This is a genomic window from Salinispora pacifica DSM 45544 (assembly GCF_000378845.1).
Lineage (GTDB): Bacteria > Actinomycetota > Actinomycetes > Mycobacteriales > Micromonosporaceae > Micromonospora > Micromonospora pacifica.
In genome coordinates this window covers 4,907,545-4,927,112 of the sequence record NZ_KB905359.1, presented here as the reverse complement: position 1 = coordinate 4,927,112, position 19,568 = coordinate 4,907,545, and the positions used below count along the sequence as shown (strand labels likewise).

Here is a 19,568-nt window from a genome sequence, read left to right as displayed (position 1 = left end):
GACGGCCTCAGACAATCCGGGACGACCACAACAGACTGGTCGCCCCGGCGCAGAGCGCCAGCAGCAGCGCCACCCCGGCGTACCACTGGGTGACCTCGCGCGGTTCGGTCCGGAACCCGATTGACGAGCCCATGTCCTGGTAGACCTGCTTCAGCTCACGCACCGAGGCCGCCTCGTAGAAGTACCCGTCGGTCGTCGCCGCCAGATCCGCCAGGGCGAGCCGATCCACCGGCACCCGTTGGCGTTGGCCCCCGATGTCGACCTGGCCGCCGTCGGTCCCGAAGGCGATAGTGGAGACGGCGACATTCGCGGCCTGTGCCGCCGCGGCGGCCTCCTCCACCGACCGACCCGACGTGCGATAGCCGTCGGAGAGCAACACGATCCGGGCCGGCGGAATCCCCGCCGCGCCGTCAGCCGGCACCGAACGGATCGCCTCCAGACAGGTGAAGACCGCCTCCCCCGTCGCCGTCGACTCGGCCAGCGCCAAGCCGTTGACGGCGGTGACCACGGCCTGTCGGTCCTTCGTCGGCGGCACCAGCAGGTTGGCCGCCTTCGCGAACGAGACCAGCCCCAGGTTGTAGCTGGCCGGCAGTTCGGCGATGAACTGCTGTGCCGCCTCCTGGGCCGCCGCCAGCCGGTTCGGAGCCACATCGTCGGCCTGCATGGACAGGGAGACGTCGACAGCGAGCATGATGGTGGCCCGTTCCAGGGGCTGCCGGGTGTCGATCGACGGCCGGGCCAGCGCCGTGGCGAGCACCAGCAGACAGAGGAGGAACGCGGTCGCGGGTACGTGCCGACGCCACCCGAGGCCCTTCGGCGCGATCGTACGTAGCAGCTCCACATTCGTGAACCGCAGCGCGTACGCCCGGCGGTGCAGCTGCCGCCACACGTACAGCCCGGCGAGGACGAACACCGGGAGTACGGCCAGGAGCCACCACGGCTGTAGAAAACGAATCATCGTGTCGTCCCCCGGGTGCGGGTGTGCCGCTGCGCGGCGACGAAGCGCACCATGTCCAGCAGCCAGTCTCGGTCAGTACGCAGTCTCAGGTGGGCAGCGCCCCCGGCGCGGAGCGCCGCGGCGATCTCCGCGCGCTGGGCGGCAGCGGCCTCGGCGTAGCGGTGGCGCAGCCGCGGGTCGCCCGTCCGTACCTCATGCAGTTCGCCGGTCTCCGGGTCAACCACCGGCAGAACGCCCACGTCGGGCAGTTCCAGCTCCCGCGGATCGAGTACCTCGATGGCCAGCACATCGTGGCGCACCCGCAGCTTGCGCAGCGGCCGGGCCCACTGGGCCGGTGGCGCCAGGAAGTCGGAGATGATGACCGCCACACCACGCCGCCGCGGCGGCCGGTTCAACCGGTCAACCAGGGCGCCAAGGTCGCCACGGCCAGGCCGGATCTCGGTGCCGGCGACGGCCCGGACCAGGGCCTGCACCTCCCGGCGCCCGGAGCGGGCGGGCAGTTGGGTAAACCGGCCGGGCCCGGCCGTCGGCGCATCCCGACCGGCGGCGGCCGGCTCGCTCCCGGTGCCGATCACCGCGCCGATCCGGTTGCCGCCCCGGCTGGTCAGGTGCGCCAACGCCGCGGCGGCGGCCACCACCACGTCCCGCTTGAGCCAGCGGCCGGTGCCGAAGTCGAGACTGGCCGAGAGGTCCACCGCAAGCCACGTCTCCAACTCCCGGTCCGCCACCGTGCGCCGCACGTGCGGCATCGTGGTACGCGCCGTGACGGGCCAGTCCATCCGCCGCACGTCGTCGCCCGGGCGGTATTCACGCGAGTCCCCCGCCTCGCTCCCCGGGCCGGGTAGCAGGCCAACGTAGTCACCTTGGAGCAGACCGTCGAGCTTGCGGGTGACGAGCAGGTGCAGCCGGGACAACGTGGCCTCGGTGCGCCTACCGGCGGTGGGATCGACGGAGTCGCGGCCGGTCGCGTCGGTTGGCCGACCGGCGGGTGGGATCACGGCTGCTGCCCAGGCCACCCGGCGCCGGGTGGCACGGCCGGGGCTGGGTTGGCCTGCTGGCGCGGCGCCACCGTGGGCAGCGGGATCGTCGCCATCACCCGGCCGACGACGTGGTCGGCCGGCACCTCGTCGGCCAGCGCGTCGTAGCTCAGCACCAGCCGGTGCCGCAGAATGTCGGGCGCGATGTCCTGCACGTCCTGGGGTAGCGCGTAGTCCCGACCGCGTAGCAGCGCCAGGGCCCGGGTCGCGCGGACCAGGCCGAGCGAGGCCCGCGGGCTCGCCCCGTACTGGATGTGCTGGGCGACGTCGGGCATGCCGTGCTCGGCGGGGGTCCGGGTGGCCAGCACCAGCCGGACCGCGTAGTCGACCAGGGCATTGTGCACGAAGACCTGGTCCGCCTTACGCTGCAGCGCGACCAGGTCGGCGGTGGTGAACACCGGGGCGGGTTCCGGCGGTGTCACGCCCATCCGGTACACGATCTCCCGCTCCTCGGCGGCTGTCGGGTAGCCGACGACGATCTTCATGAGAAACCGGTCCCGCTGCGCCTCCGGCAGCGGGTAGACACCCTCCTGCTCGATCGGGTTCTGGGTGGCCATCACGAGGAACGGATCCGGCACCCGGTGCGTCTCGCCACCGATCGAGACCTGCCGCTCACTCATCACCTCCAGGAGCGCCGACTGCACCTTCGCGGGCGCCCGGTTGATCTCGTCGGCGAGCAGGAAGTTGACAAACACCGGCCCCAGTTCGACATCGAACTTCTCGCTCGACTGTCGGTAGATCCGGGTACCCATGATGTCCGCCGGCACCAGGTCCGGCGTGAACTGCACCCGACCGAACGATCCACCGACCACCGTGGCGAGAGTGTCCACGGCGAGCGTCTTCGCCACCCCCGGCACCCCCTCCAGCAGGCAGTGCCCCCGCGCCAGCAGCGCGACGACCATCCGCTCAATCATCCGGTCCTGCCCGACGATCACCCGCTTGACCTCGAACAGCGCCTGTTCCAGCAGGGTGGCGTCCGCGGCCGGAGTGCTCTGCGCGGCCGGCGGGTTCGACCCGCCGGGGGTCCTGGCGTCGGGCGTGCTCGGCTGGGCCACCGGTCCTCCACAGCATGATCGGTACTCGGGCGTGGTGCGGTACAAGACTGACATGATCGGTGGTGGCACGCCGCAGCGCGAACCCCGTTTCCCGCCCCGCGGTCCGATCCACCGAACTCGCCAGCAGCGGGGTGGACAGCGATCGGTACGGGACGTGTACGATTCACCCGTCGCCGGGCGGCTCCCCCCGTGGCCGCCCGGCGCTCAAACTCCTCCGCGAGCCCGCCTAGACTGGCGGGAATGGATAACCCCGCAACCCCCGCCCTGGTCTGCTCAGCGCGTGGCTGTGCAGCCCCCGCCCAGTGGGCACTGCGGTGGAACAACCCCCGGCTACACGACGCGGCGCGACGTAAGACCTGGCTCGCCTGTCCTGAGCACCGGGTGACGCTCGGCGACTTCCTCGACGCCCGGGGCTTCCTCCGCGAGGTTGTTCCGACGGCCGAATCGCCTACTCTCGACTCGTGAGCACGTACAACGGAACCGCACGGTGACCGGCGACGGCCCGGCCGGGCTCCCGCCCGCTGCCCCACCCCCGACCGGCCCACCCCCCGGTCCGCTGGAACCCTGGCCAGAAACCGTCCGCTGGCAGGCTGTCTCCACCGACCTGATCTGGGTTGAGCTGCTGCGACTGGCCGTGCTGATCGTCATCCTGCTGGCCGGGCTGGCGGTGGGGTGGGCAGTCAGCGGCCAGGGGGCCTTCGGGGTGGCCCTCGCCGGGGTGCTCCTCCTGACCGCGCTACGGACGGTCACCGTCATCCGGGCCGTACGCGCGTGGGGGTACGCCGAACGCGAAGATGACCTTCTGGTCCGACACGGTCTGCTGGTGCGCCGGCTGACCATCGTCCCGTACTCGCGGATGCAGTTCGTTGATGTCAGCGCCGGCCCGCTGGAGCGGGCCTTCAGCCTGGCTACCGTCCAACTGCACACGGCGGCGGCGGCCACCGACGCCCGGGTGCCGGGGCTACGCCCGGCGGAGGCGTCCCGTCTCCGCGACCGCCTCACCGCGCTCGGCCGCGACCGGGCGGAGGGCCTGTGAGCGAGCCGGCCGCACGAGATCCAGAGGAGACCCGGCCACCCGTCCCACAGCCGCACCCCGGCTGGTATCCCCCCGCCGCGCCGCCACACCCCGGCGGATATCCCCCCACCGCACCGCCACACCCCGGCGGATATCCCCCCGCCGCGCCGCCACACCCCGGCTGGTACCCGCCGGCCGGCGCGCCCACCCCACCGGTGCCGCCGCACGGCGCCGAACGCCGGCAGCGGCTACATCCGCTCTCCCCCGCGCTACATGGCGCCAAGTCGCTGGTCGTGGTGATCGCTGGGCTCTCCTGGTCCACGCTGTCCCGGGTCGGCGTCGGCTGGTTCGTGGTGCTGGCGGTGGTGCTGGCGCTCGGCGCCACCGTGCTCGCGGTGGTCAGCTGGTACAACACCGGCTATCACGTCGTGGACCGCGAGCTCCGGGTGCACGAGGGGCTGCTCTGGCGACGCACCCGGGCGATCCCGCTGGAGCGCCTCCAGGCCGTGGAGGTGGTCCGACCGTTACTCGCCCAGCTCACCGGATTGGCGGAGCTGCGCCTTGAGGTGGTCGGGGGTGGCAAGACCGAGGCGCCACTGGCGTATCTGAGTGTCGCGGACGCCGCCGCCCTGCGACAGCGGCTGCTCGCCCTGGCCGGTCCGCAACCGGAGGCCGCCGTCCCGGCACCGGACACATCGCTGGTCCGCCCGGAGGCGGCTCCGCCCGGCCAGCCACTACACACGGTCCGGAACACGGACCTGTTACTGAGCCAGCTACTCACCCCACAGGCCTTCATGATCCCGGTCGGGGTGGCCTTCGTGGCGACGCAGTTCCTCTCCGGCGACTCCTGGTCGTTCGTCGCGGTGGCGAGCACGTTGACCGCGATGGCCGGGGTGCTGCTCCAGCCCATCCGCCGGGTGCTCGACGACTGGAACTTCCAGCTGGCTCGTGCTGCCGACACCCTGCGGATCCGCAACGGTCTGCTGGAGACCCGGGCGCAGACCGTGCCGCTACACCGGGTACAGACGGTCGGTGCGACCTGGCCGCTGTTGTGGCGGGCGAAGGGCTGGCTGCGGCTGCGGCTGGAGGTGGCCGGCTACTCGACGGGGGAAGCCGACGGGCGCAACCGACCAGACCAGCTCCTCCCGGTCGGCCGGCAACCGGTCGCCGAGGCGATCCTCGCGGAGGTGTTGCCCGGGGTACGCCTCGACGACCTGCCGCTGACCGCACCGCCGCCCCGGGCTCGCTGGCTCAACCCGTTGGGTCAGCCGGTGCTCGGCGCCGGGCTGCACGAGCGGGTGTTCGCGGTCCGCTCCGGCCTGCTCACCCGCCAGGTCGTGGTCGTGCCGTACGCGAGGATCCAGAGCGTACGGGTGGTGCAGGGGCCGGTGCAGCGGCGGTTGGGGCTGGCGACGGTGCACGCGGACACCGCCGGCGGCGCCGGGGCCGCCGCCCGCGACCGAGCGGTCACCGAGGCGTGGGCCCTGGCCGCCGAGCTGACGGCCCGCGCGCACCAGGCCCGCCGCGCCAGCCGGCCGCGGTAGCGAGCCGCCGCTCCAGGTGACGAAGCTGGGTGCCGATCAGCGGCCGGCGGCCACCGCTTCATCCGCCGGCGGCGAATCAGCCGACGCCGCGGTGGCCGACGCCGCAGAGTCCGACGCCCGGAGGCCCGACGCCGCCGCAACCGGTTGGTCCGGGGCACGTCGGGCACGCCGGGCCGCCCACCATCGCTCGGCCAGCCCCACCGCCAGGAAGGCCATCCCCACGTACACCCAACCGACCAGGACGTCGATCACGTAGTGCTCCCCGGAGTAGACCAGGGTGAAGGTCATGGCCAGCGGGTACGCGAGCAGCAGCGGCCACCACCGCTTGCGCGTCCCGCGCAGGAAGAACAGCACCACGAACAGGGCGAACGCGGTGTGCAGCGACGGCATCGCGGCGACCGGGTTCGACGCGAGCTGACCGGCGTTGAGCAGATTCCCGGCGCCGTGCAGCCCGAAGACCTGCCACCCCCGGGTGGAGATCCGGGCCACCTCCTCCAGCAACCCGTTCTGCGCCGCCCACCATGGTGGTGCGGCGGGGTAGAGGAAGTACGTCACCAGGCCGCTGGCGCAGAGGAAAGCCCAGCGACGCATGAACGCCGCCCACCGCTGGCGGTCCCGCATCCAGAGCACCGCGGCAGCGGCCATCGCCACCACGAAGTGGGAGAAGTAGACCCAACTCACCAACGCGTCCCACCAGCGCACTTCCGGCTGGTAGAGGTGCTGCTGCAACCAGACCGTGGGCACCTGGCCGCCGGTGGCCCAGCCGAACATCACCCGGTCGGCGACGATCAGCTCGTAGGCGTGCGGGGTCGCCCCGTTGTCGGCGAAGCCACGAGAGAGGTTGTAGAGCATGAGCAGCAACACCACCGGCAGCCAGTCCCGGGCGAAGCGCAGGTGGCTGCGCCACGGCCGGGTGGAGTTCCAGGCGATGGTCGCCGCCCAGATCCAGACGAAGGCGTATGCCGGATCGGTGGGCAGGCCGATGACGAGCCAGCCGAGAACGAAGGCACCCGCCCAAACCGACATCATGATCACGCGACGGCGCCCGCCGTCGGCCACCACCGGCGGATCAGTTCGGACAGGCTGTTGGGGGTCGATTGGCGCAGACATCACGGTCCAGGTTAACGACGGTCGGCGCAGCAGCGGACGCAGGAGGTCCTTCGGACGTTTCCGGGCGGTTCGCCTCAAGCGTGACCGGCCCGCCATCCAACCCATAGGCTGGTGACCATGCAGGAGCCCTTCTCCCCGGGCGCAACCGCCTCGGTGGAGCTGATTGTCACCGAGGTCGACACCGCCCAGGCCATTGGCTCCGGCGACGTGCCGGTCCTGGGCACGCCGCGAATCCTCGCCCTGGCCGAGGCGGCGACGGTTGTGGCGGTCGCCCGCCAACTGCCCGATGACGCCACGACCGTGGGAGTCCGAATCGAGTTGGACCACCGCGCCGCCACCCCGGTCGGCCGGACCGTGGTGGCGCGGGCCCGGCTGACGAAGGTCGACGGTCGACGGCTGATCTTTGCGATCTCCGTCACCGAGGGCGACTCCACCGTCGCCGAAGGGCGGGTGGAGCGGCTCGTGGTTGACCGGCAGCGCTTCATCGGACGAGCCGGGCGGTCGTCATGACCCTCCGCTTCGGCGAAGTCGCCGACCGGGTGTATGTGTTACGCGAGCCGCTGCTACGGGTCAACGTGACGCTGCTCGTCGGCGACGGTGCGGCCCTGCTGGTGGACACCCTCTCCACGGCCGGCCAGGCAGCGGAGTTGGCGCGGGCGGCGCGGGCCGTCACCCCGCACCCGTGGGTGCTGGTGAACACACACCACCACTTCGACCACTGTTTCGGCAACGCCACCCTGGCCGGCGATCCGCCCTGCCCGGTGTACGCGCACCAGCTGGCCGCCGCCGCCCTGCGCGACCCGGACCGGCTACGCCGGGCAGCGTACGAGGAGATGCACGGCGAGCAGCCCCGCCTCGCCGAGGAGTTACTCGGCACTGCCGTACTGGCGCCGACCCATCCGGTGGGCGAGCGAGAGGTGCTCGATGTGGGTGGCCGACAGGTCATCCTGCGGCACCTGGGTCGGGCACACACCGCGGCGGATCTGGTGGTGCACGTACCCGATGCGGAGGTGCTCGTCGTCGGCGATCTCGTGGAGCAGAGCGGCCCGCCGGCATTCGAGGACTCGTACCCGTTGCGGTGGCCGGAGGCGGTGGCCGAGCTTCTGCGGATGACGAACCCGACCACGGTGGTGGTACCGGGGCACGGCGACCTGGTTGACCACGGGTTCGTGCACGCCCAGCACGGCCTGCTCAGCGACCTGGCCTGGCAGATCCGTGCTGGCCACGCCGGTCGGACGCCGGTGGAGCGGGTGGCCGCCGAGGCACCCTTCGGTGCCCGCCCCGCGCTGATCGCCGCCCGTCGCGGCTACGCCGAACTCAACGGCGAGCTCTGATCCACGCCGGCCGGCCGCGCTGCCGGCGGGCACACCGCACCCGGAAGACCGGCGCACCGCCAGGTCCGCCGGGCCGGTGAGCTCCCCGCGGGGTCAGGGGATCAGCAGGTCTGCCAGGCGGGCCAGGTGCGGGGTGGCCGCCATGACCGTGGCGCGCGCCTCGGGGGACAGGCGGGACACCGCGGCGCTGAGCAGGACGGCGCGCTGCTGCTCGTGATCGGCGATCCGAGCGTGGGCGGCGTCGGTGAGGCGCAGCCGGGCGGTACGGCGGTCGGCCGGAGCGCACTCGCGGTGTAGCAGCCCGGCGGCCACCAGGTCCCGGACGAGGGTGCTCACCGTGTTGGGTGCCGCGTGCAGGCGGCAGGCGGCATCCTTCACGCTGACATCGGGGTTGGCCCGGACCAGCAGGAGCAGCTCGACCTGGGCCTCCGGCAACGGGAGACAGTTGGCGTGCTGGGCCACCGCGCGCCGCAGTCGGCGGTGCAGCTCGCCGACGACGGCGCCCAGCGCCGCCGTCGAAGCGGGGTCGAGGCACGGCACCGGCTGCGCCGGCACGTCATCGGTCGTCACCGTGTCGCCCACCTCACCTCAAAAGACTCTGGATACAGAGCTAAGGTTACCCGGTTGGCAGGCAACCCCCGGGGGAACTCAGTGACGCAGACCGCACAACCGACCGCACCCGCCGCAGCCACTCCCGCCGGCCAGCCGCGGCCAGCAGGGGTCGGCGGTGGGCTTGGTCTGCTACTCCTACTCGGGGCGATCACCGCGATCGGCCCGCTCTCCCTGGACATGTACCTGCCGGCGCTCCCCGCCATGGCCCAGGACCTGAACGCGAGCCAGGCCCAGATTCAGCTCTCTCTCACCACCTGTCTGGTCGGGCTCGCCCTCGGGCAGTTCGTCACCGGCCCGCTCAGCGACCGCTGGGGCCGGCGGCGGCCGGCGCTGATCGGCCTCGTGGCGTACACCGTGCTCGCCCTGGCCTGCGCCGCGGCGCCCAGCGCACCGATGTTCACCGCCCTGCGGTTCGCCCAGGGCTTCGCCGGCGGGATGGCCGCCGTGGTGACCCGTGCCATCGTTCGCGACCTGTACTCAGGTCGGGCGGCAGCGAAGTACTTCTCCCGCCTCACCCTGGTCTTCGGGCTCGCCCCGATCGCCGCGCCGACCGTTGGCAGCCTGGTGCTGCGGTTCGGGTCGTGGCGGACCCTGTTCGTCCTCCTCGCGGTCGTCGGCGCACTGCTCACCGCCGTGGTGGCGGCCTGGCTGCCGGAGACCCTGCCCGCGCATCGGCGCAACCGCGACGGCCTCAGCGGCATCGTCCGGTCGCTTCGCGAGCTGCTCACCGACCGGGTCTACCTGGGGTACACGCTGACCCAGGGACTCGCCTTCGCCGGGCTGTTCGCGTACATCTCCGGTTCGTCGTTCGTCTACCAGGACGTGTTCCACCTCTCGGCGAGCACATTCGGTCTGCTGTTCGGCCTCAACGCGTTGGCCTTCGTGGCGGTCGGGCAGGCCAACGTCCGCCTGCTGGACCGGTTCCCGCCCCGCACCCTGCTGGTCAGCACCCTCGGGGTGAGTGCGGTGGCGGCAACCGGGGTGCTGGCCGGCGCGATCGCCGCCAGCCAGCTACTCCTCACGGCCGCGCTGCTGGCCTTCATCGCTTCGCTGGGCATGGTGATGCCGAACGGCACGAGCCTCGCCCTCGACCGACACGCACGCCACGCCGGGACCGCGGCAGCGCTGATGGGCGCCCTCCAGTCGGTGATCGGGTCGCTCGCCGCGCCCCTGGTCGGGCTGGGCGGGGAAGGCAGTGCCGTACCGATGGCAGCGGTACTCGCGGCCTCCGCCGCACTGTCGCTCACCGCCGCACTCACCCTGGCCCGTCCTCAGCGCCCCTGATCGATCACGCGTACCCGGGTGGTTTCGCACCCACCGATCCCGTGAACTGCGCCAACTGAAAAGGACATTGGCTGCTGGCTATTGCGGTCGAATACTTCACCATGTTGCGATAGCAGCACCGGACGACGCGGGACACTCGTCGTCCGCTCGGGCATCCACGCGAGGGCATCGGTCCGACGACGGACCGCCGGCTCGCGTGCCCGCCACTCCTGCGCACGCCGCCTGCCACCGTGACCGCTCGTCGCTGCGGGCCGGCCAGGTGCCGCCCCGCGCCCGTCCCCCACGCGGGGTGGTAGGCGCCCCGCGAGTCAGGAGATCCCGTGTCCTCCTATCGAACCCGAACGGCCGTGCTCCTCACCGCGGCAATGACTCTCCTCGCGGCCGTCGTGGTGCTCATCACCAGGTCGGAGCCGGCGGCGGCGCACGGCGCCGCCATGGTCCCCGGCAGCCGTACCTTCCTCTGCTGGCGGGATGGGCTGAGCCCCACCGGCGAAATCCAGCCGTACAACCCCGCCTGCTCGGCGGCGGTGGACCAGAGTGGGGCCAACTCGCTCTACAACTGGTTCAGTGTGCTGCGCTCCGACGCCGCCGGTCGGACCGTCGGCTTCATTCCCGACGGCCAGCTGTGCAGCGGAGGAAACCCCGGCTTCCTCGGCTATGACCTGGCCCGCACCGACTGGCCACTGACGCACCTGACCGCTGGCCAGAGCATCGAGTTCCGCTACAGCAACTGGGCACACCACCCCGGGACGTTCTACTTCTACATCACCGAGGACAGCTGGAGCCCGACCCGCCCGCTGGCCTGGAGCGACCTGGAGGAGCAACCGTTCCTGACCGTCACCAACCCACCCCAACGTGGCGGTCCGGGCACCAACGACGGGCACTACTACTTCACCGGAACGCTGCCGGCCGACAAGAGCGGCCGACACCTCATCTACTCCCGCTGGGTCCGTTCGGACAGCCCGGAGAACTTCTTCGGCTGCTCGGACGTCACCTTCGACGGAGGCAATGGTGAGGTAACCGGCATCGGCCCCGGTGGCACCCTCCCGCCACCGAGCCCCACCACCACACCACCGAACCCGACCACACCACCACCCAGCGGCGACTGCATGGCGATCTACAAGGTGATCAACGCGTGGCCGGACGGCTTCCAGGGGGAGGTTGAGATCATGAACCACACCGCCGACACCTGGACCGGATGGGCGGCGAGTTGGACCTGGCCCAGCGGTCAGGCAATAACCCAGCTCTGGAATGGCACCCACACCACCTCGGGATCGGCGGTAGCGGTGACCAACGCGTCGTACAACGGCACGGTGGCCCCGGGAGGCAGGACCACGTTCGGCTTCCTCGCCAGCCTCGCCGGCCCGAACACATCACCGACTGTGACCTGCAGCAGCAGCTGAATCGCAGCCGCACCCGGCTGTCAACGGCGACGGTCGGCACTGCCCTGAGCCGCGGCGCAGGACGGTGCCGACCGTCGCTACACCCGGGCCACCCGGATCACAGGATGGTCCACTCGGTACAGATCGGACCGGAGTCAGCCAGGGTGCAGACCAACCGAGCTGGCCCCGGTGCGGTGTCGTCCAGCATGAAACGTCCCAGACCGTCCGCGTCGGTGCCGACGGTCGAGTCGGAACCCGGCTGCTCTACCTGCACCCGAGCTGGCTGTGGCGGCACCAGCTGACCAACGATCCGAAGCCGATCACGAACGGGGATAACCTCCACCTCGATGGTGATCGAATCTGCGCGAAAGGTCAGCAGCCGCGCCTCGTCGCCGCGGACCTCGGCTGCCCCGGACATGCTCTCCACCAACCGGGCAAGCTCGGCATCGGGCGAACGCCAGCTGTAGCTGGCGACCGCGGCGGCGCGTACCGACTCCGGAACCGAATCGACCTCAGCCAGTAGGCTCCCCAGCCGGACAAGCAGTTCCTCATCTGATGTGGTTAATCGGTCGTCACTCATGCGTACGCACGCTCCCCTAGGTACGTCGCTGCGGTGCCGGCTGACTCAGCAGTGCCCGAAGCGTCGCCAGGCACCGGGCGCGAGAAGGGCCAAGACTGCCGATGGGCACCGAGAGCGCCGCAGCAGCGATCGCATAGCTGCCCACCGGCTCGAACACCAGCAACCGTAGTAGCTCCTGACAGCGTATCGGCAACTTGCGGTAGGCGTGCCACAGCTCCGCATCAGTTTCCTCAGCGACCAGCCGCTGCCAGGGCTCCGGCTGCGACTCGTCAATCGGCTCTGACCGCGTGAACTCCGGTGACGGCACCTCCCACCGGTTGCGCAGCAGGGCAAGGGCCTCACGGCGCGCGGTGGTGGCAAGCCACGCCCCCACCGATCCAGGATCACGTAGCTTGTCCAGATTTTCCACGAGCCGCAACCAGGTCGCCTGGCTGACGTCCGCGACGTCAGCCTCGTCGAGCCGGAATCCTCGCGCCACCGTATAGACCAGCCGCGCGTACCGGTCGACCAGTGCCTCCCACGCCGCCTGATCCCCGTTGGCAGCAGCACGCACCAGCTGACCTGCGTCGTCGTCGCTCATAGACAGGAATCGTACAGCGCTACCTGAGCGCATCAGATCAGCCCGAGGTGGCCTCCAAACCGCTGGTTGGCCGTCCTCAGGTCGGCCATTAGCTGGTTGGCAGCGGTCACCGCGCCGACCTCCGAGTCGATCCGGGCGGAGAGTTCGGCAGCCACCCGCGGCGCGGCGAAGGAGGTTCCGCTCCATTGTGCCCACCCCTCCGGGAACAGCGCGTGGTCGATGTACGTGCTTCGTACGTCCGCACCGGGCGCGACGATGCTGACCCACGGTCCGGCGTTACTCCAGGAACAGAGGCTGCTGCCGTCGTGCGCGGCAACCGCCAGGACCTGCCCACTCCACGACTCGTCGGCCGCGGCGAACGCTGCGGGCCAGAACGGGTCGCTGCGGTTGCCATCGTTGCCGGCGGCGGCGACCACCACCCGGTCGATTCCGGACAGGGCCTGCTCCAACGCCGCGCGTACGCCGAGCGGTGCGGATCCGTCGGCGGTGAAGCCGCCGAGGGAGAGGTTGATCACCTTGGTCTCCGGGTGCAGTCGGCCAAGGGAGGCGATCAGCTCGTCCTCCGTGCAGACACCAAAGGTGTCCAAGGTACGAATCACCCGTAACACTGCCCGGTCCGTGTGATTCGCGATGACACCACCGATGAAGTTGGCGTGCCCCACGTCGCCGTCGAGCAGCCCATCCTCATCGACATCGGTCTCCGTCTCCACCTCCACGCCGTCCGCGGCTAGGTAGCCCGCCGGGAGCGGGGTCTCGGTCCAGAACCCGGTATCGACGATGGATACCGGGACACGACCGGTTTCGGCCGGCATCTTCAACGTCGATGCGGCGACGGGCGCCGGCGGCCCGAACGGACCTCCGTGGTTGAACGGACTGGCCAGGAAGACGTGGTTGGGGCTGACCACCTGCCGGCCGGTTGGCCGGTCCGCCCGCAGCGCGCGGCACGCAGCCGGTACATCCAGCCCCGGCGCCCGATAGCGACGCAGGCCCGGCAGTAGCTCCTCATCGCCGGAGCCGGGCTGCGCGGCCCGAGCACGTCCGAGGTAGCGTTCGGCATCCCGGCGACTGTCTTCGGCGACCAACAGTTCGTCGGCGACGAACCACGCCCGGGCGTCACCGCCGACAGCGGTGTGCGCGAGCTTGGGAAGGCGCTCCAGCCGCGCCCGACGGCGGGCAGCGAATCGGTTGACGCGTTCCGAGGACGGAGGCATCCATCTCTCCTTCGCTAGGGGAATCGATCACACCCACCTGCCGGCGACCGGCTGGCGGGCGTTCGCACAAGAGAGGGTGGTGGACCGCTCGCTGATACGAACTGTGGACAGGGAGTTGAGTCAGGTATCTGACTAATACTCATCCGAGTTGACATCCGCCACAGTGGACATTTGGGAAGCTTCATCGGGCGGCTTCTCGGTCGTTCCCCGCTGTGCCAAAATCAAAGGTGATGGACAGCGCCGACCAGATGGACGACAGTCCAGCAGGCAAGGCGCTCCACCTCGTCACCGCCGACCCGGCCCGCGCCGCCGCGCTGGCCGATGCCGCGCTCGCCGCTGCCCGTGCGGGCGCGGATCCCGACCAGGAGACAGTGGCGCTGCGGGCCCTCGGGCTCGCCGCGCGGGAACAACACAACGCGGATCACGGGCTCCGCCACCTACGCCGGGCACGCCGGGTCGCCGAGGTCGCCCAACTCCCGGTCCGCGCCGCCGAAGCCCGGATGAGCCTGGCGCTGGTCCTGGCCGAGGCGGGCCAACCGCAACAGGCGCTGCGCGAGATCGACGCCGCGTCACCGATCCTCCGTGGGCTGCCCGCCGCACGCCTACAGATGCAGCGGGCGCTGATCCTCGACCGCCTCGGCCGCTTCGACGAGGCGATGGCCGGCTACACCGATGCGCTGGCCGCGTTCCGACGGAGCGGGGACCGGTTGTGGCAAGCCCGTGCGCTCACCAACAGAGGCGTGCTACACACCTACCGCGGAAGCCTGCGCCAGGCCGAGACCGACCTGCGGGCCGCGGAGCACGGCTACGCGGAGCTCGACCAGGAGCTGGCTCTGGCCCAGGTCCGCCACAACCTCGGCTTCGTCCTGTCCCGCGCGGGTGACATACCTGGCGCACTGCGCTGGTACGACCTGGCCGACCAGTACTTCGCCAGGACCACCCGCCCGGCGATCGCCCTGATGGATCGAGGCGAACTACTACTGGGGGCGCGGCTACTGCCGGAGGCTCGCGCGGCGGCCGAGGCCGCCCTGGACGCGGCCCGGGCAAGCCGAATGGGGCTCTACGAGGCACAGGCCCGGCTGATGCTGGCCGAAGTCGCGTTGGCCGAGGCCGACCTGCCGACCGCCTCGAAGCAGGCGCAGGCCGCGTACCGCCTGTTCAGTCGACAGAACCGACCGGCCTGGGCGGCACTCTCCCGATACGTCAAGCTACGGGCCAGCTCACCGGACGAGCCGGCGCACCTGCGGCAGGCCCGCTCCGTCGCCCGTGCGCTGGCGGCGAGTAGCTGGCCGATACCGGCACTCGACGCCCGCCTCTATGCCGCCCGAGTCGCCCTCGACCGGGCGCTGCACACCGGGCAACGCGCGAAGGTCGCCGCCATCGCCGGAGAGTTGAGTGCCATCCGTGCCGCCAGCCGTGGTGGGCCGGTCCAGCTCCGGGCCCGCGCCTGGCATGCCGAGGCACTTCGCCGAATCGCCACCGGCGACACCGCCGGGGCACGCCGGGCGCTCAACGCGGGAATGGCACTGCTGGACCGCTACCAGGCAGCCCTCGGCGCCACGGAGCTGCGGGTGATGGCCGGGGTATACGCCCTGGACCTGGCCAGCACCGGCCTTCGACTAGCGGTTCGGGGCGGGCAGGCCCGGGCGATCCTACGCTGGAGTGAGCGGTGGCGAGCCGCCACGCTGCGGCTACCCCCCGCCCGGCCGCCGGACGAAGCCGGGCTCGCCGCCGACCTGGCCGAGCTGCGCCGCACCGTCGACGAAGCCGCCCAGACGAGTGCCGCGTTGGGATCGACCCTGCTGCGTCAACAGCGGATGATCGAGGAACGGATCCGGGCCCGTAGCTGGCAGGCCAGCGGCACCGAGACCGGCACGGCGAGTGGAATTCCACTGGACCGGATCGCGGTGGAGCTGGCCGACCAGACGCTGGTCGAGCTGATCGACATAGACGGCACGCTCCACATCGTCGTGGTGCACGGCGGCCGATTTCACACCCGGGCGCTGGGTGCGCTCGCCACCGTCACCGATGAGCTTCAGGCACTGCGGTTTGCGCTGCGACGCATCCTGACCAGCCGTGGCACCGATGACTCCCGGGCGGCGGCGGCGACCGCGGCCCGGTTCGCGGTGCACCAGCTGGACAGCCTGATCTTCGGCGCGATACAACCGTGGCTCGGCGCCGGCGGGCTGGTCCTGGTGCCGGTCGGCGCCCTGCACGCCATGCCGTGGGCCCTGCTACCGACCTGTGCCGGCCGACCGGTCACGGTGGTGCCGTCAGCGTCGGAGTGGCTCACCGCGTCGGCCCGCCGCCGAGCCGCCCACCCGGCGACGGCCACTCCGCCGCACCAGCGGGACCCAGTGCTGGTCGCCGGCCCCGGCCTCGCCTATGCCGAGGCGGAGGTGCAGCGGCTGGCCGGAACACTCGCTCCCGTCAAGATGCTCCTCGGCCCCGACGCGACCGCCGAGGCAGCGCTCGCGGCGCTGGATGGCGCCCCCCTTGCCCACCTCGCCGCACACGGCACCTTCCGCACCGACAATCCCATGTTCTCGCACGTACGCCTCGCCGATGGTCCGCTGACCGTCTACGACCTGGAGCGGCTCGCCTGCGCGCCCGGGACAGTGGTGCTCTCCGCCTGCGACGTGGGGCTGTCAGCGGTGCACCCGGGCGAGGAACTGATGGGGTTGTCGACCGCGCTGCTCCAGCTGGGAACGGCGACGGTACTGGCCAGTGTCCTGCCGGCGCTGGACTCCGCGGCGCAGGAGCTGATGGTGGAGATGCATCGACGGCTGGCCACCGGTGACACACCGCGGCTCGCCCTCGCCGGCGCACAGGCGGAATTCGGTGCCGGGCTGGACGCCGGCACCGCCACCGCCGCCTCGTTCGTCTGCTTCGGCGCCGGCTGACCGACCTCCCCAGCCCCGGCCGCGCCCACCAGCCCGCCCGGATGACACGCCGTCGACTACCCAGCTAACCTCCCGCGAACACCCTCCGTCACTCCACAACGGAGCGAGTAGTCAGGCGCCGATCTGATACGTCGCCTTCGCGACATGGACCGCATGCATCAGACACGCCCCGGACCCTCTCTTATGGGGGAACCGCACGGGGACGACGAACGAAACACATCCCATCGCGCCGGACAGCTCGCAGCTTCGAGTCCACGCGCGACGAAGGAGAGGTGTGAAGGTGCTCCAGCTAACCAACACCAGCAATTGCACGAGCAGGGTCCGAAGCCGCACCGGTCCCCTCATCGTCGGCATCGGCGGCACCATGCGCCCCGGGTCCTCCACCGAACAGGCGGTCCGGGCCGCGTTGTCCGCCGCCGAGCAGGCCGGAGCCCGTACGCACCTACTCGGTGCCACCGAGCTACAGCTGCCGCTCTACCTGCCCGGCGAAAGCCGGCGGACGGCGGCAGCCCGACAGTTCATCAACGCCGTACGCCTGGCCGACGGGATCGTGATCGGAACGCCGGCGTACCACGGAGGTATCTCCGGCCTGGTCAAGAATGCCCTCGACTACATCGAGGACCTGGGGGACGCGCCCCGCCCCTACCTACACGGTCGGGCCGTCGGCTGTCTGGTCACCGCTCGCGGATCCCAGGCCGCCACCACCCTCACCAGCCTCCGCGCCGTGGTACACGCGCTCCGGGGTTGGCCGACGCCGCTCGGCGTCGCGGTCAACACGGAGCACGTCACGTTCGCCGCCGACGGCGCCAGCAGCGATGCGCACATCTCTTCCCAGCTGTCCCTGATGGGAGAGCAGGTCGTCGAGTTCGCCCTCGCCCGAGCCACCACCGCCTGACTTCCAGCCCGACCCGAAGTGGAGTACGACATGTTGAACAACAACCGCTCCGCCGCAACCGCGGACGTAGCCGACGGCACCGTCGGCAGCCCCCCGCTGGCGGCTTCCCCGGCGGCAGCCGTATCCGTCGACAGCCAGCAGACCAGCGCCCAGCCGATCGATCCCGACGTCGAGGGGCTCGACGACCTGGACAACGTCGACTTCGACCTGGACGAGGTGGAAAACAAGATCGCACCGCTCGCCCTCGCGTCGAATGAGGCGATCCAGTGGCGCCGGTGACCGTGGCCGCCGGTGCCGCCGTTCGGGTGGATATCAACACCGGCCCCGCCAGCTCCTATGTCGGGCTGCGTGAATGTATCGCCGCGCTCCGCGCGGCAGGTGCCAGCTTTGGCGAGCTACCCCACCGCCACGCCGCCGAGTGGGCGGAGCTGGCCCCCGACGACAAGCCACAGGACAACCCACTGCCACTCGGCGAGATCGCACTCGCCGCCTCCGAGCGGCGACTGCACCGGGAGAGCGAGCAGGTGTACCGAGTCCTCTCGGTCGCTGCCGCCGCGCTCTGCGCCGGCACCGCGGAGTTGGGTCGTCCACTGCTCGTCAGCGGCGCCGGCGGCACCGACCTGTCGTCCCTGCGCGGGCTGATGCGGGCCGTTGAGCACTCACGGGTCCACCCCGGCGCGGCACTCCTGCTGGATCGACCGGAGTCGGTCCGGGCGCCGCTCGGACCGCACGCCGACTATCGCGCCGAGCGGGCTCGCTGCCTCCGTCGCATGGACCTGCCCATCACTGTCGAGGATCTCGTGCTGGACCTACCGTCGGTTGCGGCCACCGCGGTGGCGTCCGCCTCCGAGGAGGGCAAGCTCTACCAGCGGGCACGCGACCAGCACAGCTCCGCCGTCGACCGGGTCGCCGCCGCCATGGCCTACTGCCGACGGGCCTTCTTCTCCGCGAACTGGGAAGGGATGGCGCTCGTCGCCACCGAGGCGATCGAGCTCCTGCCCGGGGTCCCCACGCCGGCCCTTTCCGAGCTGCTGGCCAAGGCGGAACGCGAGGACAGTCTGGTCCACGCCATCGAGTTCGAAACCACAATCCTGCGCAGCACCGCTGATATCCGTGGCTTCCTCCTCAAGGTAATCGGCATCCAGGCCGGCTTCCGCGGGGACCAGGACGCGGCTGTCACCGCCTTCCGCGCCATTCGCGAGCACGACGACGGCCTCTCGCCGGAGATCCGCGCCCAGTCCCACCTGTACACCGCCCTCACCCTCTCCAAGCGCAAGGGCCGCCTGGGCGAGGCGGTGGCCGAGGTCGAGCAGGGATTCGAGGTTGTCCGGGAACGCCCGAACGAGGCCGACAGCGTCCGGCGGGAACGGGGCTGGCTGCACAACCTGCGCGGGCTGACCCTCTTCGCCGAGCGACGACTCGGCCCGGCGTTCGAGCATGAGAAGAAGGCGCTTGCCTGCCTCGCCGGCCTGAACGATGCCAGCTCCGCTCACCTGCGCATCAATCTGTACTCCAACATCAGTGTGTTGCAGGAGAAGGCCGGCAAGTATTCGTCCGCGCTGGCGACCTGGGACAAGTTCCGGCAAGCCACCGGCTCCTCGACCGCGGGCTTCGCCAAGCACCACTCGTATCGCAGCGCCGGGCTGCGGCTGCTGGTCGGTGATCGGGAAGCCGCTGTCAAGGAGATCGACACGACCCTCACCAACGCCGCCGGACTCAATGACATCTTCCACCAGACCGAGGTCCGCCTCGAGCTGGGCATGCTGCACGCCACGGCGGGTCACCGCGAGGCCGCCGTCGCGGAATACGAGCTGGCCGAGCAGGACGCGCGACGGCTCGGCGACCCCTACCGGATCGCTCTCGCCCAGGCCGGACAGGTGATGACCGGTGGGGCCGGCGCGGATATCCCGGCCACCGTGGCGAATGCGGAACTGAGCCTGACCCGTCCGGTCGAGGCGACGGCCCTCGCGAAGGCGGTATCCGGCTCAGCGGAGCTCGCCGAACTCCTGCCGAAGCCCCGCACGAAGCTCAACCGTCCCTTCGACCTGATCAACTTTCAGGACTGACG

Annotated in this window: 19 protein-coding genes; 11 read left to right on the top strand and 8 right to left on the bottom strand. The window is 71.1% G+C overall.

Features of this window, described 5'->3' with window-relative positions:
* Nucleotides 1–7: 7 nt before the first annotated feature.
* The 3 genes from SALPAC3_RS0122550 to SALPAC3_RS0122540 are packed head-to-tail and all read right to left on the bottom strand — an operon-like array spanning nt 8 to nt 3,050.
* On the bottom strand, nt 8–958 hold the full coding sequence (locus SALPAC3_RS0122550) for a VWA domain-containing protein (RefSeq protein ID WP_018223435.1): 951 nt from the start codon (nt 956–958) through the stop codon (nt 8–10).
* Nucleotides 955–1,974, bottom strand: coding sequence for a DUF58 domain-containing protein (locus SALPAC3_RS0122545; RefSeq protein WP_018223434.1), 1,020 nt, complete (start codon nt 1,972–1,974; stop codon nt 955–957). The genes SALPAC3_RS0122550 and SALPAC3_RS0122545 overlap by 4 nt, the downstream gene beginning before the upstream one ends.
* On the bottom strand, nt 1,953–3,050 hold the full coding sequence (locus SALPAC3_RS0122540) for an AAA family ATPase (RefSeq protein ID WP_018223433.1): 1,098 nt from the start codon (nt 3,048–3,050) through the stop codon (nt 1,953–1,955). The genes SALPAC3_RS0122545 and SALPAC3_RS0122540 overlap by 22 nt, the downstream gene beginning before the upstream one ends.
* Before the next feature lie 240 nt (nt 3,051–3,290).
* Here SALPAC3_RS0122540 and SALPAC3_RS27490 point away from each other — a divergent pair, with 240 nt between their 5' ends.
* The 3 genes from SALPAC3_RS27490 to SALPAC3_RS0122530 are packed head-to-tail and all read left to right on the top strand — an operon-like array spanning nt 3,291 to nt 5,609.
* Nucleotides 3,291–3,515, top strand: coding sequence for a hypothetical protein (locus SALPAC3_RS27490; protein WP_080635216.1), 225 nt, complete (start codon nt 3,291–3,293; stop codon nt 3,513–3,515).
* A gap of 22 nt (nt 3,516–3,537) precedes the next feature.
* Complete coding sequence (locus tag SALPAC3_RS0122535; protein ID WP_018223432.1) at nt 3,538–4,086, top strand: PH domain-containing protein; 549 nt, start codon at nt 3,538–3,540, stop codon at nt 4,084–4,086.
* A complete protein-coding gene (locus SALPAC3_RS0122530; protein WP_026185823.1) occupies nt 4,083–5,609 on the top strand; it encodes a PH domain-containing protein in 1,527 nt (508 codons plus the stop codon). The genes SALPAC3_RS0122535 and SALPAC3_RS0122530 overlap by 4 nt, the downstream gene beginning before the upstream one ends.
* A gap of 36 nt (nt 5,610–5,645) precedes the next feature.
* Here the strand turns inward: SALPAC3_RS0122530 and SALPAC3_RS26100 are convergent, their stop codons facing one another.
* Nucleotides 5,646–6,719 (bottom strand): phosphatase PAP2 family protein, encoded by a 1,074-nt coding sequence (locus tag SALPAC3_RS26100; RefSeq protein ID WP_033774903.1) that lies wholly within the window; start codon nt 6,717–6,719, stop codon nt 5,646–5,648.
* Nucleotides 6,720–6,836: 117 nt separating this feature from the next.
* Between SALPAC3_RS26100 and SALPAC3_RS0122520 the strand changes: the two genes are divergently transcribed.
* Entirely contained in the window at nt 6,837–7,229 is a 393-nt protein-coding gene (locus tag SALPAC3_RS0122520; RefSeq protein ID WP_018223429.1) for a thioesterase family protein, read from the top strand.
* On the top strand, nt 7,226–8,053 hold the full coding sequence (locus SALPAC3_RS0122515) for an MBL fold metallo-hydrolase (protein ID WP_018223428.1): 828 nt from the start codon (nt 7,226–7,228) through the stop codon (nt 8,051–8,053). Before SALPAC3_RS0122520 ends, SALPAC3_RS0122515 begins: the two co-directional genes overlap by 4 nt.
* Before the next feature lie 93 nt (nt 8,054–8,146).
* Here the strand turns inward: SALPAC3_RS0122515 and SALPAC3_RS0122510 are convergent, their stop codons facing one another.
* Nucleotides 8,147–8,635 (bottom strand): MarR family winged helix-turn-helix transcriptional regulator, encoded by a 489-nt coding sequence (locus SALPAC3_RS0122510; RefSeq protein ID WP_018223427.1) that lies wholly within the window; start codon nt 8,633–8,635, stop codon nt 8,147–8,149.
* A gap of 69 nt (nt 8,636–8,704) precedes the next feature.
* Here SALPAC3_RS0122510 and SALPAC3_RS0122505 point away from each other — a divergent pair, with 69 nt between their 5' ends.
* Nucleotides 8,705–9,949, top strand: a complete 1,245-nt coding sequence (locus SALPAC3_RS0122505; protein WP_018223426.1) for a multidrug effflux MFS transporter — start codon at nt 8,705–8,707, stop codon at nt 9,947–9,949.
* 365 nt (nt 9,950–10,314) lie between these two features.
* Nucleotides 10,315–11,352 carry a lytic polysaccharide monooxygenase gene (locus tag SALPAC3_RS0122500; protein ID WP_196233702.1) on the top strand — a complete coding sequence of 346 codons (1,038 nt, stop codon included), beginning with the start codon at nt 10,315–10,317 and terminating at the stop codon, nt 11,350–11,352.
* 97 nt (nt 11,353–11,449) lie between these two features.
* Here SALPAC3_RS0122500 and SALPAC3_RS0122495 read toward each other — a convergent pair whose 3' ends face one another.
* Genes SALPAC3_RS0122495 through SALPAC3_RS0122485 form a run of 3 tightly spaced genes read right to left on the bottom strand, consistent with a single transcriptional unit; the run spans nt 11,450 to nt 13,702 of the window.
* A complete protein-coding gene (locus tag SALPAC3_RS0122495; protein ID WP_018223424.1) occupies nt 11,450–11,911 on the bottom strand; it encodes a hypothetical protein in 462 nt (153 codons plus the stop codon).
* A gap of 16 nt (nt 11,912–11,927) precedes the next feature.
* A complete protein-coding gene (locus SALPAC3_RS0122490; protein ID WP_018223423.1) occupies nt 11,928–12,491 on the bottom strand; it encodes an RNA polymerase sigma factor in 564 nt (187 codons plus the stop codon).
* A gap of 32 nt (nt 12,492–12,523) precedes the next feature.
* The gene (locus tag SALPAC3_RS0122485) at nt 12,524–13,702 is read right to left on the bottom strand and encodes a S8 family peptidase (RefSeq protein ID WP_018223422.1); all 1,179 of its coding nucleotides are present in this window, start codon (nt 13,700–13,702) and stop codon (nt 12,524–12,526) included.
* Nucleotides 13,703–13,932: 230 nt separating this feature from the next.
* Here SALPAC3_RS0122485 and SALPAC3_RS0122480 point away from each other — a divergent pair, with 230 nt between their 5' ends.
* The 4 genes from SALPAC3_RS0122480 (at nt 13,933) to SALPAC3_RS0122465 (ending at nt 19,566) form a co-directional block, all read left to right on the top strand.
* Nucleotides 13,933–16,605 carry a CHAT domain-containing protein gene (locus SALPAC3_RS0122480; protein ID WP_018223421.1) on the top strand — a complete coding sequence of 891 codons (2,673 nt, stop codon included), beginning with the start codon at nt 13,933–13,935 and terminating at the stop codon, nt 16,603–16,605.
* 274 nt (nt 16,606–16,879) lie between these two features.
* Nucleotides 16,880–17,500, top strand: a complete 621-nt coding sequence (locus SALPAC3_RS0122475; protein ID WP_018223420.1) for an NADPH-dependent FMN reductase — start codon at nt 16,880–16,882, stop codon at nt 17,498–17,500.
* Between the two features lie 18 nt (nt 17,501–17,518).
* On the top strand, nt 17,519–17,779 hold the full coding sequence (locus SALPAC3_RS0122470) for a lymphostin biosynthesis Trp-donating RiPP (protein ID WP_018223419.1): 261 nt from the start codon (nt 17,519–17,521) through the stop codon (nt 17,777–17,779).
* Nucleotides 17,767–19,566 carry a hypothetical protein gene (locus tag SALPAC3_RS0122465; protein WP_018223418.1) on the top strand — a complete coding sequence of 600 codons (1,800 nt, stop codon included), beginning with the start codon at nt 17,767–17,769 and terminating at the stop codon, nt 19,564–19,566. The genes SALPAC3_RS0122470 and SALPAC3_RS0122465 overlap by 13 nt, the downstream gene beginning before the upstream one ends.
* Nucleotides 19,567–19,568: the final 2 nt, after the last annotated feature.